This is a genomic window from Pseudomonas sp. NFPP28 (genome assembly GCF_900115535.1).
GTDB classification, from domain to species: domain Bacteria; phylum Pseudomonadota; class Gammaproteobacteria; order Pseudomonadales; family Pseudomonadaceae; genus Aquipseudomonas; species Aquipseudomonas extremorientalis.
The window spans coordinates 1-15430 of record NZ_FOWT01000013.1; the positions used below are offsets into that span (position 1 = coordinate 1).

Genomic DNA, 15430 nt, shown 5'->3' on the forward strand with positions numbered 1-15430 from the left:
CGCGGACGATGGCGGCGGAGTCGTTGGCGGTCACGTTACGGGCTTCCAGCGCAGCCGCGGCGCCGGCACCGTCGAGGCGGTCCATGTTGGCTTCGGTGGCGTGGCCGGTGTTGGCGCCTTTGGTGGCTACTTCGCCTTCTTCTTCTTTGTCGAATTCGTCCCAGCTCAGCATGACGTGTCGTCTCCTGCGTGAGGGCTCAAAGGTGCCCGTGTGAAACCGGATGGTTGGGTGTTCACACGGCCCTGAGGCCGCGGTGGATCTTAAGGAATCGTTTGTTGCAGCTAGCGCACGCATTAAACGGAATAGGCTTACGGGTGCTCTGCGTGAGGCTTGAGGTGCGGAGCGGTGGTTGCTTGCTCCTGCGGGATGCCTCAGGTCTGGCTCTTCATCCCTGTGTAAAGGGATATTGCAGGCCCGATTTACCCGCGCATTGTAGGGGAAAAAAACCGGTTTGTGTTGAGGCGGATGGTCACGGAGACCGGCCAGAATGACGTGTTTTTCGGCCAGAGTGCGGGTTTATAAGGCTTTGCTGGGGTTGGATTTTTTTGACGGGCGGTGGGATGTTTTTTGTGAGGGGAGGAGCGGCGTGGTGCGTCAGGCTTTTATAGGTGCGGTGTGGCAGCTAGCGCTATCGGGGGCAAGCCCCCTCCCACATTTGGGCGGGGTCGGTGCTTTGCCGCAAGAACGATTTCTTGCGGCGAATACGTTCAAACTAACCAAGTGATTAGCCGTTAGAACAACCATTGCCCATCACGTGGTAATTAAGAATATGCCGCTGACCCTGCGAGTCTTCATATTCCATCTTCACCGGTACAACTTCGCACACTTCCGGAATACTGCTCATGGACAGTACTTTTGCCACGTCCAGATGGGTGCTGTAAGTGTAGTCTTCAACGATCGGAGGGTTGCTGCCAGCTACGTCAGTCGGGGCTTCGTCGGCCAGGGCGGCGGTGGCGCACAAGCTGCTGAGGGCCATAACTACTAAAGCTTTCATTTCTCTATTTACCTTCTTCAGGACGAAAGGGGTCACGGGGCCCTTGTGAGGCCACGTGTGTAACTCAAGAGTTGGGAAGTTCGGATTAACGTTGCCTTCGTGGGGGCTGTTGCGTTGTTAATCACTGCTGTATTTAACTAAAGTGCCGTGTTGGCGGAAGTGATTTTAGGCTCCCGGGTTATATTCATATACCCGTGCTTTTGATAAACACTATTGGCGGTTTTTGTAACAATCCGGTGGTAAAGCTTTTTTCACAACGCCGCAAAGCGCCACAGCCCGCGGGCCAGAGCCGCAAACGAAGATATCAGGGCAATTTGTAGGGGCTTGTTACTACCATCGTCGAATGGTTCTATAGGGCTGCCCCGGCTACAACAGGGCCATACAAAAACAACTATGTCACCGAGGTAAGAAAGATGAGTGCGGCTTCCCTGTACCCCGTTCGCCCCGAAGTAGCAGCCAACACGCTGACCGACGAGGCGACCTACAAGGCCATGTACCAGCAGTCGGTGGTCAACCCCGATGGCTTCTGGCGCGAGCAAGCCAAGCGTCTTGACTGGATCAAGCCTTTCACCACGGTGAAGCAGACCTCTTTCGACGATCACCACGTCGACATCAAGTGGTTCGCCGATGGCACCCTGAACGTTTCCTACAACTGCCTGGACCGTCACCTCGCCGAGCGTGGCGACCAGATCGCGATCATCTGGGAGGGCGACGACCCTGCCGAGAGCCGCAACATCACTTACCGCGAGCTGCACGAAGAAGTCTGCAAGTTCGCCAACGCCCTGCGTGGCCAGGATGTGCACCGTGGCGACGTGGTGACTATCTATATGCCGATGATCCCCGAAGCCGTGGTGGCCATGCTGGCCTGTACCCGCATCGGTGCGATTCACTCCGTGGTGTTTGGCGGTTTCTCGCCGGAGGCCCTGGCCGGTCGCATCATCGACTGTAAGTCGAAGGTGGTGATCACTGCTGACGAGGGCATCCGTGCCGGTAAGAAGATTCCGCTGAAGGCCAACGTCGACGACGCCCTGACCAACCCGGAAACCAGCAGCATCCAGAAAGTCATCGTGTGCAAGCGCACCAACGGCCAGATCAAGTGGAACCAGCACCGCGACATCTGGTACGAAGACCTGATGAAAGTGGCGGGCACGGTGTGTGCGCCCAAAGAGATGGGCGCGGAAGAAGCGCTGTTCATCCTCTACACCTCCGGTTCCACCGGCAAGCCCAAGGGCGTGCAGCACACCACCGGCGGCTACCTGTTGTACGCCGGCCTGACCCACGAGCGCGTGTTCGACTACCGCCCGGGCGAAATCTACTGGTGCACCGCCGACGTCGGCTGGGTCACCGGCCACACTTATATTGTCTATGGCCCGCTGTCCAACGGCGCGACCACCGTGCTGTTCGAGGGCGTGCCAAACTACCCGGACATCACCCGGGTGGCGAAGATCGTCGACAAGCACAAGGTCAACATCCTCTACACCGCTCCAACCGCGATCCGCGCCATGATGGCCTCCGGCACCGCTGCCGTGGAAGGCGCCGATGGCAGCAGCCTGCGCCTGCTCGGTTCGGTGGGCGAGCCAATCAACCCGGAAGCCTGGGACTGGTACTACAAGAACGTCGGCCAATCCCGTTGCCCGATTGTTGATACCTGGTGGCAGACCGAAACCGGCGGCAACATGATGAGCCCGCTGCCGGGGGCCCATGCGCTCAAGCCGGGTTCGGCGGCACGGCCGTTCTTCGGCGTGGTGCCGGCATTGGTGGACAACCTCGGCAACCTGATCGAAGGCGCGGCCGAAGGCAACCTGGTGATCCTCGATTCGTGGCCAGGCCAGGCGCGTACCCTGTACGGCGACCATGACCGCTTTGTCGACACCTATTTCAAGACCTTCCGTGGCATGTACTTCACCGGTGACGGTGCGCGCCGTGACGAGGACGGTTACTACTGGATTACCGGCCGTGTGGACGACGTGTTGAACGTGTCCGGCCACCGCATGGGCACTGCCGAGATCGAAAGTGCCATGGTTGCTCACCCCAAAGTCGCCGAAGCGGCGGTGGTGGGTGTGCCGCACGACATCAAGGGGCAGGGCATCTATGTGTATGTCACCCTCAAAAATGGTGAAGAACCGAACGAAGCGCTGCGCCTGGAGCTGAAAAACTGGGTACGCAAGGAAATCGGGCCGATTGCTTCGCCGGACGTGATCCAGTGGGCGCCGGGCTTGCCGAAGACCCGTTCGGGGAAAATCATGCGGCGCATCCTGCGCAAGATTGCCACGGCTGAGTACGACGGGCTGGGGGATATCTCCACGCTGGCGGACCCGGGTGTGGTGGCGCATCTGATCGAGACCCACAAGACCATGAACGTCGCGTAAGGCGGGATAGTCGGATAAAGCCCCACCCGGTGTAAGCCGGGTGGGGCTTTTTTGTGGGATCTTGAAACCAATGGAGATCAAATGTGGGAGGGGGCTTGCCCCCGATGGCAGTGTGTCAGTAGACATATTTGGCGCTGATCCACCGCTATCGGGGCAAGCCCCCTCCCACATGGGATCTGCGGCAGATCAATAAATATCGGTTTTTCGTGTAGGGCGTTTCTGAATGTTACCGCGAGCCCTGAATGTGTAACCTCGCGCCCAAACCTGAGGCAATGCGCTACGCCTCTGCCCCGAAAAACCCCATTCCAGACACCCCTGGAAATAAGATTAAACGCCAGACTTGCCGTGCCAGAAGGGTTTGCGAATAATAGGCCCGCAATTTGCAGCGTCTACAGGTTTAATGTCTTTTGTCTCTGCATAAAATCCAGAGGCTGTCAATGAGCTGGAACCGCTTTCTCGGTGCTTCTGTAAATTGTTGTCGCATTGAGGAAATATCGGCTTCCAGCCTGTCGTTAGAATGCCGATCACTCGCTCGTCGTCTCCGGTGTTGAATCGGTGTAAGACGCAGCACCGCTATTCGGTTTCCCTTACGCCGCATCGTGGGCCATGGCTCATACTGCTGTTTTGCCCTATACCGATGGAGTCCCAAGATGAAGAAACTCGTGCTGTTGGGCGCCCTGGCGCTGTCCGTGCTGTCCATGCAGGCTTTCGCTGATGAAAAGCCCCTGAAGATTGGTATCGAAGCGGCTTACCCTCCGTTTGCCTCGAAGGCGCCGGATGGCAGCATCGTCGGTTTTGACTACGACATCGGCAACGCCCTGTGCGCAGAGATGAAGGTCAAGTGCACCTGGGTCGAGCAGGAGTTCGACGGCCTGATCCCGGCGCTGAAAGTGCGCAAGATCGACGCGATCCTGTCGTCCATGTCCATCACTGAGGACCGCAAGAAGTCCGTGGACTTCACCACCCGCTACTACCTGACCCCGGCGCGCCTGGTGTTGAAGGAAGGCACTACCGTCAGCGACAGCCTGGATGAATTGAAGGGCAAGAAAATCGGTGTGCAGCGCGGTTCGATCCACGATCGTTTCGCCAAGGAAGTCCTGGCTCCGAAAGGCGCCACCGTGGTGCCTTACAGCTCGCAGAACGAAATCTACCTGGACGTGGAAGCCGGTCGCCTCGATGGCACCGTGGCTGACGCTACCCTGCTGCAGGACGGTTTCCTGAAAACCCCTGCTGGCAAAGGTTACGCGTTCGTGGGCCCGGCGTTCACCGACGTCAAGTACTTCGGCGACGGCGTCGGTATCGCGGTACGCAAGGGCGACAAGGAAAACCTGGACCGCATCAACGCAGCTATTGCCGCGATCCGTGCCAACGGTGAGTACAAGAAAATCCAGGACAAGTACTTCGACTTCGATATCTACGGCGCTGACGCCAAGTAACTCGTCGCAGCGGTCTGTCCCAAATGGCGCAAGCAACAGAATTCCTGCGGTTTGCGCCATTTTTTCATCCCCCTTTTCGAGGACCTGAATCATGTTGAAAGGCTACGGGGCCGTCATCCTCGATGGCGCATGGTTGACGCTTCAGCTCGCCTTGTCGTCCATGGCCCTGGCCATTGTTCTGGGTCTGATCGGGGTCGCGTTACGCCTGTCGCCGGTGCGCTGGTTGGCTTGGCTGGGTGACTTGTACTCCACGGTGATCCGCGGGATCCCCGACCTGGTGCTGATCCTGCTGATTTTCTACGGCGGTCAGGACCTGCTCAACCGCGTCGCGCCGATGCTGGGCTACGACGACTATATCGACTTGAACCCCTTGGCCGCCGGTATCGGCACCCTGGGTTTCATCTTTGGCGCCTACCTGTCGGAAACCTTCCGTGGCGCCTTCATGGCCATTCCCAAGGGCCAGGCCGAGGCCGGCCTGGCGTATGGCATGAGTAGCTTCCAGGTGTTCTTCCGGGTGATGGTGCCGCAGATGATCCGGCTGGCAATCCCCGGGTTCACCAACAACTGGCTGGTTCTCACCAAGGCCACTGCGCTGATTTCGGTGGTGGGCCTGCAAGACATGATGTTCAAGGCCAAGCAGGCGGCAGACGCCACCCGCGAGCCTTTTACCTTCTTCCTCGCGGTGGCGGCGATGTACCTGGTGATCACCAGCGTGTCGTTGCTGGCCCTGCGTCATCTTGAGAAGCGCTACTCGGTAGGCGTAAGGGCGGCTGATCTATGATCTTCGACTACAACGTCATCTGGGAGGCCATGCCGCTGTACCTCGGCGGCCTGGTGACCACCCTCAAACTGCTCGCCATCTCGCTGTTCTTCGGCCTGCTCGCCGCCGTGCCCCTGGGCCTGATGCGCGTGTCCAAGCAGCCGATCGTCAACGGCGCGGCGTGGCTCTATACCTATGTGATCCGCGGCACGCCGATGCTGGTGCAGCTGTTCTTGATCTACTACGGCCTGGCCCAGTTTGACGCCGTGCGCGAAAGCTTCCTGTGGCCGCTGCTGTCCAGCGCCACCTTCTGCGCGTGCCTGGCCTTCGCCATCAACACCAGCGCCTACACCGCCGAGATCATTGCCGGCAGCCTCAAGGCCACGCCCAATGGCGAAATCGAAGCGGCCAAGGCCATGGGCATGTCGCGCTACAAGCTGTACCGCCGCATCCTGCTGCCGTCGGCCCTGCGCCGTGCGCTGCCGCAGTACAGCAACGAAGTGATCATGATGCTGCAGACCACCAGCCTGGCCTCCATCGTCACCCTGATCGACATCACCGGCGCAGCGCGCACGGTGAACGCGCAGTTCTACTTGCCGTTCGAGGCCTATATCACCGCAGGCGTGTTCTACCTGTGCCTGACCTTCATCCTGGTGCGCCTGTTCAAGTTGGCCGAGCGCCGCTGGCTGAGCTACCTGGCGCCACGGAAGCACTGATATGCAACGTATCGATCACCGGTTGCCCTGGGGTCACCTGGGCTGCGAGCGCCAACTGAGCGTGTTCCGTTTCGGCAAGGGCGAGCGCAAGGCCTATATCCAGGCCAGCCTGCACGCCGACGAATTGCCCGGCATGCGCGCCGCGTGGGAGCTGAAAAAGCGCCTCGTCGAACTGGAACAGCAAGGTGCGCTCAATGGCGTGATCGAGCTGGTGCCAGTCGCCAACCCGATGGGCCTGGGCCAACTGCTGCAAGGCAACCACCAGGGGCGTTTCGAGGTGGGCAGCGGCAAGAACTTCAACCGTGATTTTGTCGAGTTGAGCGAGCCGGTTGCCGCGTTGCTCGAAGGCAAGCTGGGTGATGACCCCCACGCCAATGTGCGTTTGATCCGTCAGGCGATGAGCGATGTACTCCGCGCGTTGCCCGAGCCAAGCAGCCAGTTGCAAGGCATGCAGCGCATCTTGCTGAGCCACGCCTGCACCGCTGATGTGGTGCTCGACCTGCATTGTGATGCCGAAGCCGCACTGCACATGTATGCACTGCCGCAGCACTGGCCGCAGTGGCGTTCGCTGTCGGCGCATTTGAATGTGAAGGTCGGCCTGCTGGCGGAAGACTCCGGCGGCAGTTCGTTCGATGAGGCCTGTTCGCTGCCGTGGTTGCGTTTGTCTCAGGCGTTTCCTGAGTCGCAAATCCCGTTGGCCTGCCTGGCGACTACGCTGGAGCTGGGCGGTCAGGCCGATACCGGGCGTAACGAGGCGATCTTTCACGCCGAAGGTATTCTCGCGTTCCTCGCTGAGCAGGGCTTGATCAAGGGGGAGTGGCCCGCGCCACAGTTCGAGCCCTGTGAAGGCCTGCCGTTTGAAGGCACCGAATTGTTGTTCGCGCCCCATGCCGGGGTGATCAGTTACCTGCGTAAAGCCGGTGATGTGGTCGAAAAAGGCGAGCCGATTTTTGAAGTGATTGACCCTCTGGAAGACCGCGTCAGCACGATCTGCGCGGGCACCTCGGGGGTGCTGTTTGCCGTTGAACGGCTACGTTATGCCCAAGCGGGTTTCTGGCTGGCCAAGGTGGCGGGGCGCGAAGCGCTGCGTCACGGGCGCTTGCTCAACGACTGACCACCTGTTTTTGTGAGAACCGACCGCATGTACAAACTTGAAGTCCAAGACCTGCATAAACGCTATGGCAGTCATGAAGTGCTCAAAGGTGTGTCCCTGGCCGCTGCGGCCGGTGATGTGATCAGCATCATCGGTTCCAGTGGTTCGGGCAAAAGTACCTTTTTGCGCTGCATCAACCTGCTGGAGCAACCCCACGCCGGCAAGATCCTGCTCAACAACGAAGAGTTGAAGCTGGTGGCCAACAAGGACGGCGCCATGAAGGCTGCCGATCCTAAACAGTTGCAGCGCATGCGTTCGCGCCTGTCCATGGTGTTCCAGCATTTCAACCTGTGGTCGCACATGACCGCGCTTGAAAACGTGATGGAAGCGCCGGTGCACGTGCTGGGCATGTCGAAGAAAGACGCCCGTGAAAAAGCCGAACACTACCTGGCCAAGGTCGGCGTGGGCCATCGCAAGGATGCGTTCCCCGGCCACATGTCCGGCGGCGAGCAGCAACGCGTGGCCATCGCCCGCGCCCTGGCGATGGAGCCGGAGGTGATGCTGTTCGACGAACCCACCTCGGCACTGGACCCGGAACTGGTCGGTGAAGTGCTCAAGGTGATGCAGGACCTGGCCCAGGAAGGCCGCACCATGGTGGTGGTGACCCACGAAATGGGCTTTGCCCGTGAGGTGTCGAACCAGTTGGTGTTCTTGCACAAAGGCATCGTCGAAGAGCGTGGCAACCCGCGGGAAGTGCTGGTGAACCCGCAGTCCGAGCGCCTTCAACAGTTCCTGTCCGGCAGCCTGAAATAATGACCTCCTGTGAATAGGTAACCCCTGTGAGAGGGGGCTTGCCCCCGATAGCGGTATATCAGTTAGACGTGTTTATCTGACACACCGCCATCGGGGGCAAGCCCCCTCTCACATTGGATATGCATCGTTTTTGAGATTTGTACTCGATTACGGGCTAGCATTGGCCCTTGTCTTCATTACTGTTACTGGCTTCGGATAGCACTCCCATGACCGCCCACAAAATTGGTTTCCTGATTTGGCCCAGCACAATAGCCCTGACGCTTGCGCTGGCTGAGGAGGCCTTGCGCGTTGCCCAGCGGGTGCATCCGGAGGTGGTCTACGAGCTGTCGTTCCTGCAGGCCGAACCTCCCACTGGCAATGCCTGGCAACTGCCGGGCGAGCCGTGGGCTGGCAAGCTCGAAGGTTTCCAGAAGCTGTTCCTGCTGGCGGATGAACCACCCACCGTCATTGCCTCGCAACTGAGCACGGCGCTCAAGCAGTTGGTGCGGGCCGGGTGTGTGATCGGTGGTCTGTCGGCCGGTGTCTATCCGCTTGCCCAGCTCGGCCTGCTCGACGGCTACCGCGCCGCCGTGCACTGGCGTTGGCAGGATGATTTTGCCGAGCGTTTCCCCAAGGTCATCGCCACCAGCCATCTGTTCGACTGGGACCGCGACCGTCTCACCGCCTGCGGGGGCATGTCGGTGCTCGACCTGCTGCTGGCGGTGCTGGCCCGTGACCACGGCGCCGAACTGGCCGGCGCGGTCTCCGAAGAACTGGTGGTGGAGCGCATCCGCGAAGGCGGCGAGCGCCAGCGCATCCCGCTGCAGAACCGCCTGGGCTCCAGCCATCCGAAGCTGACCCAGGCGGTGTTGCTGATGGAAGCCAACATCGAGGAACCGCTGACCACCGACGAAATTGCCCAGCACGTGTGCGTGTCGCGACGACAACTCGAGCGCATCTTCAAGCAATACCTCAACCGCGTCCCCAGCCAGTACTACCTGGAACTGCGCCTGAACAAGGCCCGCCAGATGCTCATGCAAACCAGCAAGTCGATCATCCAGATCGGCCTGTCGTGCGGCTTCTCCTCGGGGCCGCATTTCTCCAGCGCCTACCGCAACTTCTTCGGCGCCACCCCCCGTGAAGACCGCAACCAGCGGCGCAGTAGCAGCCCGTTCGAGCTGTCGTCGGTGCCGTCGGAACGCGGCTGAATACAGGCTTCACTCTTCTTCCCGACCCAAGGGTGGGGTCAGTGGGTTGCCCTCGGCGTCCTGCCTGGCGGCCTCGACATGGAAAGCAAACCCTGTACGCCGGTAGTACTCCCTGAGCAACGCCAGGCTGTGTGGCGACAACGGGTTGCCGCGCAGGTCCGAATCGCTGTCGAGGGAGTATGAAATTTCCAGGAGAGACGCCGGCAACTGTTCGATGTGGTTGTTGCTCAGGTCCAGGGTGCGCAACACCGACGACTCCTGGAACACACCTTCGGGGACGTGATGCAGTTGAGCATTGCGCAGGTGCAGTGAGCTCAATTGACGAAGCTGGCTCACATCCGGTGCGTGGCCGAGGGGGTTGTTGCTCAGGTCGATGAACTCAATATCTTTCAAGTCCCCGAGTGCGCGGGCACTTTGCGGTGAAAGCGCAATGTTGCATTCGGACAGGTCCAGAGAGGACAGCTTGGGCATGTTGAATATCGAGGTGGGCAGGGTTTGCAGTGAGCACTTGTTGAGGGCCAGTGTCTCCAGCTGGGGGAAGCTGCCGAGTGTGCCATCGACCTGGGTCGTGATGCCGTCGCCGATCAGTTCGAAAGTGGACACGTGATTAAAGCGCGCACGCAGTTGCGGCAGGGCCCCGAGTATTGGGGTATCGAGTATCAAACTGTGGGTCACCTCTTCGTCCAGGCTCTCTTCGTCTTCGATGCTCTCAAAACGCCAGGCTTGCTCGAGCAGGGTCTTGAAATCCTGCCGGATCAACTGTTGTTCGGCGCGTGCCTGTTCATCCATCAGCGTGCCGAGAATCGGGTGATGGGTCGGGACATCCAACACCCATTCGTTGAGGTCGGTGCCCAATTGCCGGTATTCCTCTTCGAGCAGGCTGATTTGGTTGGTAACGGCGTCCATGTCGCCAGGCAGTTTGAAGATGAACCGATTGATTTCGCTGTCGACGAAGGTGGGGTAAAGCTGTTGGATACGTTCGCGCTCGCCAGGGTTGGCTTCTGCCTTGAAGAACTCGCCGGTGCGTTGGCAATAGGTCTTGACCTGTTCCAGCGTCGGCTTGGACAACGGATTTCCCGACAGATCAATGCCTCGCACCGCAGTGCTGGGCAATGTGAAGGCGGTCGGGGGCAGGTTTTTGATCGCATTGTTGCTCAGGTCCACCGTGACGTGCTGATCGCTGCGCAGCAGACCCGCCGGCACCTCGCGCAGGCCGGTATTGCGCAACAGCACCCGGCGCAGGCTGGGCAATTGGCTGAAGTCGGGTGTGTGCGCCAAGGAGTTATGGTTCAGGTCCAGGAACGTCAGCCCCTTCATGCCTTCCAGGCCTTGCGCGGATGAGGCCGACAACATGATCGAACATCCGGGCAGGCTCAGGAATTCCAGGTGTTGCAGGCTGAGCAACGAGGCCGGCAGGTCCCCCAGCGGTGCGTCCTGTATGGAGAGCGCGTGAACATTGGGAAAGCTGCGCAGGAACTGATCCAGGTGCAGGGGCCGTTGGTTGCCTTGTATGCGAAGCCCGCCGATGTGGTCGAACGTGATGCTCAGTTGCGGCAGTTCGCCTGCCAGGGTGGCGGGAATTTCCAGGGAGCCTACCTGGGTCTGCTGCGGGGTTTCGCGCCGCCAGCTTCGTTCCAGCAGGTCTTTGAGCGCCGCCCTGCGCGCCGTTTCCAGCTCGGGAAGCGCCGGTGCCTGGGCCCAGGCCTGCAACTCGCCCGTGAGCGTCTGGTAGTCGCCTGCCAGCCGTGCCAGCTCCCGTCGTCCCGCTTCGATATCGCCGGGCAGGTTGAAGATGAATCGGTTGATCTGCTCTTCGCTGAATTTCGGAAACAATAGCTTGGCGTCGCGCCGGTCGGCCTGCAAGGCGCTGGCCTCGAAGCGGGTGCCGTGCCGCTGGTGATAGGCCTTGATCCTTTCAAGGGTTTCGCGGTTCAGCGGGTTGCGCGAGAGGTCGAAGCGCAAGCTGGATTCAGGCGCAAGCTGGAAAATGCCATCTGGCAAGTGATTGATCCGGTTGTTGCTCAACAGGGCGACTTGCAGCTCCGGATGGCTGAGCACGCCGGCCGGCAGGCGGTCGATATTGGTGCGCGACAAGTCCAGGGCGACCAGGTCGGGCATTGTTTCGACGCTGGGGACAAGACCCAACGGATTGCCGTGCAGGTCTAGCGAGCGCATCTGGTGCATGGCGGCCAACTGCGCCTGGCTTTGCGGGGTGAGGGCGATCTGGCAGGTGTTCAGTTGCAGGGCGTTCAGGTCCGGCATCGACGTGATCTCCTGAGGCAGGCCCCGTAGAGGCGTGTTGATGACACTGAGTTGGCGCAGTTTGGGAAAGTGGCCCAGGAACGAGGACACCCCGTGCAAGTTGGCTGATCCGTTGAGGGACAGCAGAGAGACATGATCGAAATTGGCTTGCAGTCGTGGCATCTCGCCCAGGATGTTGCCATTGAGCTTGAGCGTGTGGCCGTCCCGCGCCGGGTCTTCGTAGTAGTTGTCGATCACTGTTTCACGCCGCCAGGCCGCTTTGAGCCGATGGGCCATCGCGGTGCGATTCTGTTTTTCCAACTGGCGCTCCCACCGGTACAAGGTTTGTCCCGTCACCGGGTGATGGTGAGGGACATCGGCTTGCCAGGCCTGCAAGTCGCTGTCCAGTCGCGCATATTCCTCGGCCAGTTGCGCGAGCTTGGCTGCCGCTCCGCCGGGGTGTGCCTGCCAGTCTTGGATGAGCGCGTGCAACTGGCTGTCGTCCAGGCTTGGGTACAGGCTGCGTGCGCGCTGATGCAGACTCGCCGGACCACCCTCGATGGCGGGTTGGTGGGCGTAGCCGGCATCGTGACCGAGCAGTTGCAGGGTCTCGGTGGCCGGTTCGGGAGTGTCGCCCCCCAGCAGCACGCGCATTTCGTCGCGCGGCGGCGGGCGTTGGCGCAGGCGCTCGCGCAGTTCGTGGCCTTGATGAATGTCGATGTTCAGCTGCTCACGCTGGGCGTCAGGCAGGGCATGGAGAATGGCCGAGTACAGGTCGGTCTCGCCGCACAGGGGGCCTTTTTCGTCGTAGGCCACGTAGCGACCGCTGTCCAGGCGCACCAGGCTGCGGCGGATCGGTGCGTCGTCAGGGCCGACGCTGTGCCAGGCCTCGCCGTCGATGGACTGGTGCAGGGCTTGCAGGTTGATCTCCGTGGACCAGCCTGGCAGCACCCGCAATGCGCTCAAGGCCAGCAGGTCGGTGTCGAGGTTGACCTGTGAGTCCAGGTGCTGCCCTTCGTAGGCGCGGTTCAGGCGGACTTCGGTGAGCGCCGCTTGGGCCAACTGCGCCAGGCGTGGCGGTGTGCGCTCGGCTTGTAGCTCAAGCAGCTCTTCACCGGTGGCCTGGCTCAGCAATCGCTCGGCGACGGTGGCCGGCAAGCCGGGGGCTTCATCGGCCAACTGTCGGGCTTGGGGGTGTTCGGCGTGCTGCAAGGGCCCGTAGCGTGAGTCGAAAAGTGCGACGCGATGCTTGCGGGCGATCCCGGCAAGGGTTTTTCTCAGGTTGCGTGTGCGGGTTTCCAGGCTCAGTTGCGGGTCGCTGGCACGCTCGCCGAATTGTGCACGGATCTCTTCCGGGGTCAGTGTCTGCAACACGGTCTTGAGCAGATCGCCGTTGCTCAGTTGCGCTTCGTGTATTTGTACCAGTGGCTTGGTCTGGTCGCCAAAGGTCCAGACCACGCGGCCCTGATCATCCAGAAAGCGCAAGCCCCGGGTGTGCGGCCAGGCGCCATTGGCGGTGAGCAATTGCAGCAGGTCCTGGGCGGCGATGCGGTTGTAGAGTTCCGGGTCATCGCTGCTCAGGCGTTCGATCAAGGTGTCCAGTTCCCGCTCGATCCTGAGTCGCGCCAGGGCATCATCCAACAGCGGCGGCAGCGGCTCGCTGTTGTGGTGCATCTTGCGCAGGATGGCTTCGTCGGTACCGCTCAGGGTCATGGCCAGTTGCCGGTCGGCGTCACTGAGGCCTTGCGCACGATGGCCGAGACGGCCGAGCAAATCCGGGCCTTGCCACTGCAACGGCTGGTCGAGTTCGGTACGCCAGGTGCCCGCCTGGTTATGGATCAGCAGCGGTTGATAGGCGTCGGCCCGGCTCGGGTGCTTGAGCCGGTACTGTCCGTCTCCAGGAGACTTCTGCACGGCGTACAACGAGCCTTCCAGCGGCAGGATCGATTCCTTGCGCACGGCATGCAGGCCCAGTTCGTCGATGCCCAGGTTCGGCGGCAACTGCAGGTTTTGCGCATAGGGGGCCAGGTCGGGTTTCCAGTAACGGCGGGCACCGCTGGCGAGGGTGACTGGTTTGAAGCGATCGATGAAGGCCAGGGTCTGTGGCGACATCAGCTTGCGCAACTCGGGTACGCCGATCTGCCCGCCCGCCGTGAACAACCCCAGTTGAACCGCACTCTCCAGCAGGTTCATCAGGTGTGCGAAGGCCTCGCGGTCAAGTCCTTCGGCCCAGTCGACAATGCCTTCGAACACGTCGTCGAGCAGTTGATAGGCCATGTACGCGAGCATCAATTCCCCCAGCCCCGGAATAAACGGTGCGACCACCAGCAACGCTGCATTCACGATGGACGAAGCGACGTTGACGAAGCTGTCCCACAAGGCCCATCGCGCATTGCGATCCACGGTCGCGGTGGCGACGGCGAGGGTGCGGGCGTCGTTGAGCAACTGGTTGAGCCTGGACTGGTAGAGGTAGTCCCAGGGGGCGATGAGAATCGGGCTGGCGGTGAACTGCAATGACGGATCGTCGGTGGGGTCGGCGCGCCAGGGCGCCAGGCCGCTGCCGTATTCACTGGGATGCCAGGTGATTTTTTCCAGGCGTTGGCCCAGGTCGGCGAAAAACGCGCCGCGGTGCTCGTGGGCGACGAATCGGCTGAAAAACACCTGGTAATCGGCGGCGCGCAGTTGTCGGGTCAGTTCCTGCTTGAAGGCCAGGGGGGAGGGGTACTCCTTGAGCGGATGTTCCGGGTCGTCCGGCACATAGGCCACCATTCGTTGCACCGTGCGGGTGTTTTCGAGGTCCGGGGCGAAGAGCAGGATGCCGGTGAGGGGGGCCTCCATCATGCTGAAGTCATGTATGTGCACGGCGCTTGAGCCAAGGCGCATGCCGGAAAGCCCGTCGATCAGGCCTTCGATCAACCGTGCATAGTCTTCCTGGATGTCGCCCCGGATTCGCGCCAATTGTACCGCCGCACGTAGAGCGGCTTTTTGGCTGGCGTCGACCTTGGCTTGCAGCACCGCGCCGGCGACCGGGTGGTCGACGCCGAGTTGCTCGCGCAGGTAGCCCATATAGCGCGCGCCTAGGTCGAGGTCGCGACACAGTTGGGCGAACGCCGCGATGGGCAGGCGGAGCTTGATGGCGGGCAATGTGTCGAACTGGCCGTTGGCATCGGGTTGAGTGATGTAGGTGGAGTCCGGCTCATAGGCATCCGCCAGGGTCTCTTTGTGTTCGAAGTTATGCAGCGCGGCGTCCAGCAGGGACACGGTCCAGGCGCGCGCCCCGCCGGAACGTACCGTAAACCAGGGGATGGTCTGGGGGATGTAGAGGCGGATAAACGTGGTTTCCACATCCAGTTCAAGGCCGGATTGACGTTTCAAGGCGTCTTTGAGCAAGGGGATGGAGTAGGTCCTGGCGTCCTGGAGGTCCTTGAGGGCCTGGTCGACGCGGTTCTGGGCGTGCCAGTGGGCGCCATTGAGCTGCTTGAGGGTTGCCTGTTGCGCAGCGTCGGTGGCGGGCAGGGGCAGGGGCGTGGCGTTTTTGAGGGCGGAGCGCTTGCTGGCGGACGCGTTGCCGAGCCAGGCCGGCAGTGCGCGGGTCAAGGGTTCGTAGTGGCGATCGGGATGGCTGCTTTGGGTGATTGCGGGTGCCGGGGGCGTTGGGGTCGTCATGCTCACATCCATGGAGGGCTTGAAAACCACGAGTTAATCAGTCACCTGCGCGCACCGGCCTTTAGATAGTTATGCCGAGCGTGCGCGCAGGTCTCACGTAATTGTGCGACAGCGTTTAAACTGCGCCATTGCGATGCTATTTGTCGCATTGGCG

Annotated in this window: 9 protein-coding genes; 7 read left to right on the plus strand and 2 right to left on the minus strand. The window is 61.0% G+C overall.

The window, feature by feature from the left end:
* Positions 1-725: 725 nt before the first annotated feature.
* Positions 726-995 carry a DUF2790 domain-containing protein gene (locus BM110_RS27740; protein WP_092242420.1) on the minus strand — a complete coding sequence of 90 codons (270 nt, stop codon included), beginning with the start codon at positions 993-995 and terminating at the stop codon, positions 726-728.
* 413 nt (positions 996-1408) lie between these two features.
* Between BM110_RS27740 and acs the strand changes: the two genes are divergently transcribed.
* The 7 genes from acs (at position 1409) to BM110_RS27775 (ending at position 9369) form a co-directional block, all read left to right on the plus strand.
* Positions 1409-3364 (plus strand): acetate--CoA ligase, encoded by a 1956-nt coding sequence (gene acs, locus BM110_RS27745; RefSeq protein ID WP_071490555.1) that lies wholly within the window; start codon positions 1409-1411, stop codon positions 3362-3364.
* Between the two features lie 650 nt (positions 3365-4014).
* Positions 4015-4800, plus strand: a complete 786-nt coding sequence (locus BM110_RS27750) for an ABC transporter substrate-binding protein (protein ID WP_092242426.1) — start codon at positions 4015-4017, stop codon at positions 4798-4800.
* Positions 4801-4891: 91 nt separating this feature from the next.
* Positions 4892-5581, plus strand: a complete 690-nt coding sequence (locus tag BM110_RS27755) for an ABC transporter permease (RefSeq protein WP_010208305.1) — start codon at positions 4892-4894, stop codon at positions 5579-5581.
* On the plus strand, positions 5578-6276 hold the full coding sequence (locus BM110_RS27760) for an ABC transporter permease (protein ID WP_092242429.1): 699 nt from the start codon (positions 5578-5580) through the stop codon (positions 6274-6276). Before BM110_RS27755 ends, BM110_RS27760 begins: the two co-directional genes overlap by 4 nt.
* Before the next feature lies 1 nt (position 6277).
* A complete protein-coding gene (locus BM110_RS27765) occupies positions 6278-7390 on the plus strand; it encodes a succinylglutamate desuccinylase/aspartoacylase family protein (RefSeq protein WP_093514543.1) in 1113 nt (370 codons plus the stop codon).
* A 27-nt stretch (positions 7391-7417) separates the two neighbouring features.
* Complete coding sequence (locus BM110_RS27770; RefSeq protein WP_003214336.1) at positions 7418-8182, plus strand: ABC transporter ATP-binding protein; 765 nt, start codon at positions 7418-7420, stop codon at positions 8180-8182.
* Positions 8183-8388: 206 nt separating this feature from the next.
* Positions 8389-9369 (plus strand): GlxA family transcriptional regulator, encoded by a 981-nt coding sequence (locus BM110_RS27775; RefSeq protein WP_093514544.1) that lies wholly within the window; start codon positions 8389-8391, stop codon positions 9367-9369.
* 9 nt (positions 9370-9378) lie between these two features.
* On the opposite strand, the gene BM110_RS27780 is transcribed toward BM110_RS27775, so the two are convergent.
* Entirely contained in the window at positions 9379-15276 is a 5898-nt protein-coding gene (locus BM110_RS27780; RefSeq protein WP_093514545.1) for a dermonecrotic toxin domain-containing protein, read from the minus strand.
* Positions 15277-15430 lie beyond the last annotated feature (154 nt).

Excerpts from the sequence above, each read along its gene's own strand:
- BM110_RS27740 (WP_092242420.1), bottom strand. The coding sequence starts at position 995 with ATGAAAGCTTTAGTAGTTATGGCCCTCAGCAGCTTGTGCGCCACCGCC.
- acs (WP_071490555.1), top strand. The coding sequence starts at position 1,409 with ATGAGTGCGGCTTCCCTGTACCCCGTTCGCCCCGAAGTAGCAGCCAAC.
- BM110_RS27750 (WP_092242426.1), top strand. The coding sequence starts at position 4,015 with ATGAAGAAACTCGTGCTGTTGGGCGCCCTGGCGCTGTCCGTGCTGTCC.
- BM110_RS27755 (WP_010208305.1), top strand. The coding sequence starts at position 4,892 with ATGTTGAAAGGCTACGGGGCCGTCATCCTCGATGGCGCATGGTTGACG.
- BM110_RS27760 (WP_092242429.1), top strand. The coding sequence starts at position 5,578 with ATGATCTTCGACTACAACGTCATCTGGGAGGCCATGCCGCTGTACCTC.
- BM110_RS27765 (WP_093514543.1), top strand. The coding sequence starts at position 6,278 with ATGCAACGTATCGATCACCGGTTGCCCTGGGGTCACCTGGGCTGCGAG.
- BM110_RS27770 (WP_003214336.1), top strand. The coding sequence starts at position 7,418 with ATGTACAAACTTGAAGTCCAAGACCTGCATAAACGCTATGGCAGTCAT.
- BM110_RS27775 (WP_093514544.1), top strand. The coding sequence starts at position 8,389 with ATGACCGCCCACAAAATTGGTTTCCTGATTTGGCCCAGCACAATAGCC.
- BM110_RS27780 (WP_093514545.1), bottom strand. The coding sequence starts at position 15,276 with ATGACGACCCCAACGCCCCCGGCACCCGCAATCACCCAAAGCAGCCAT.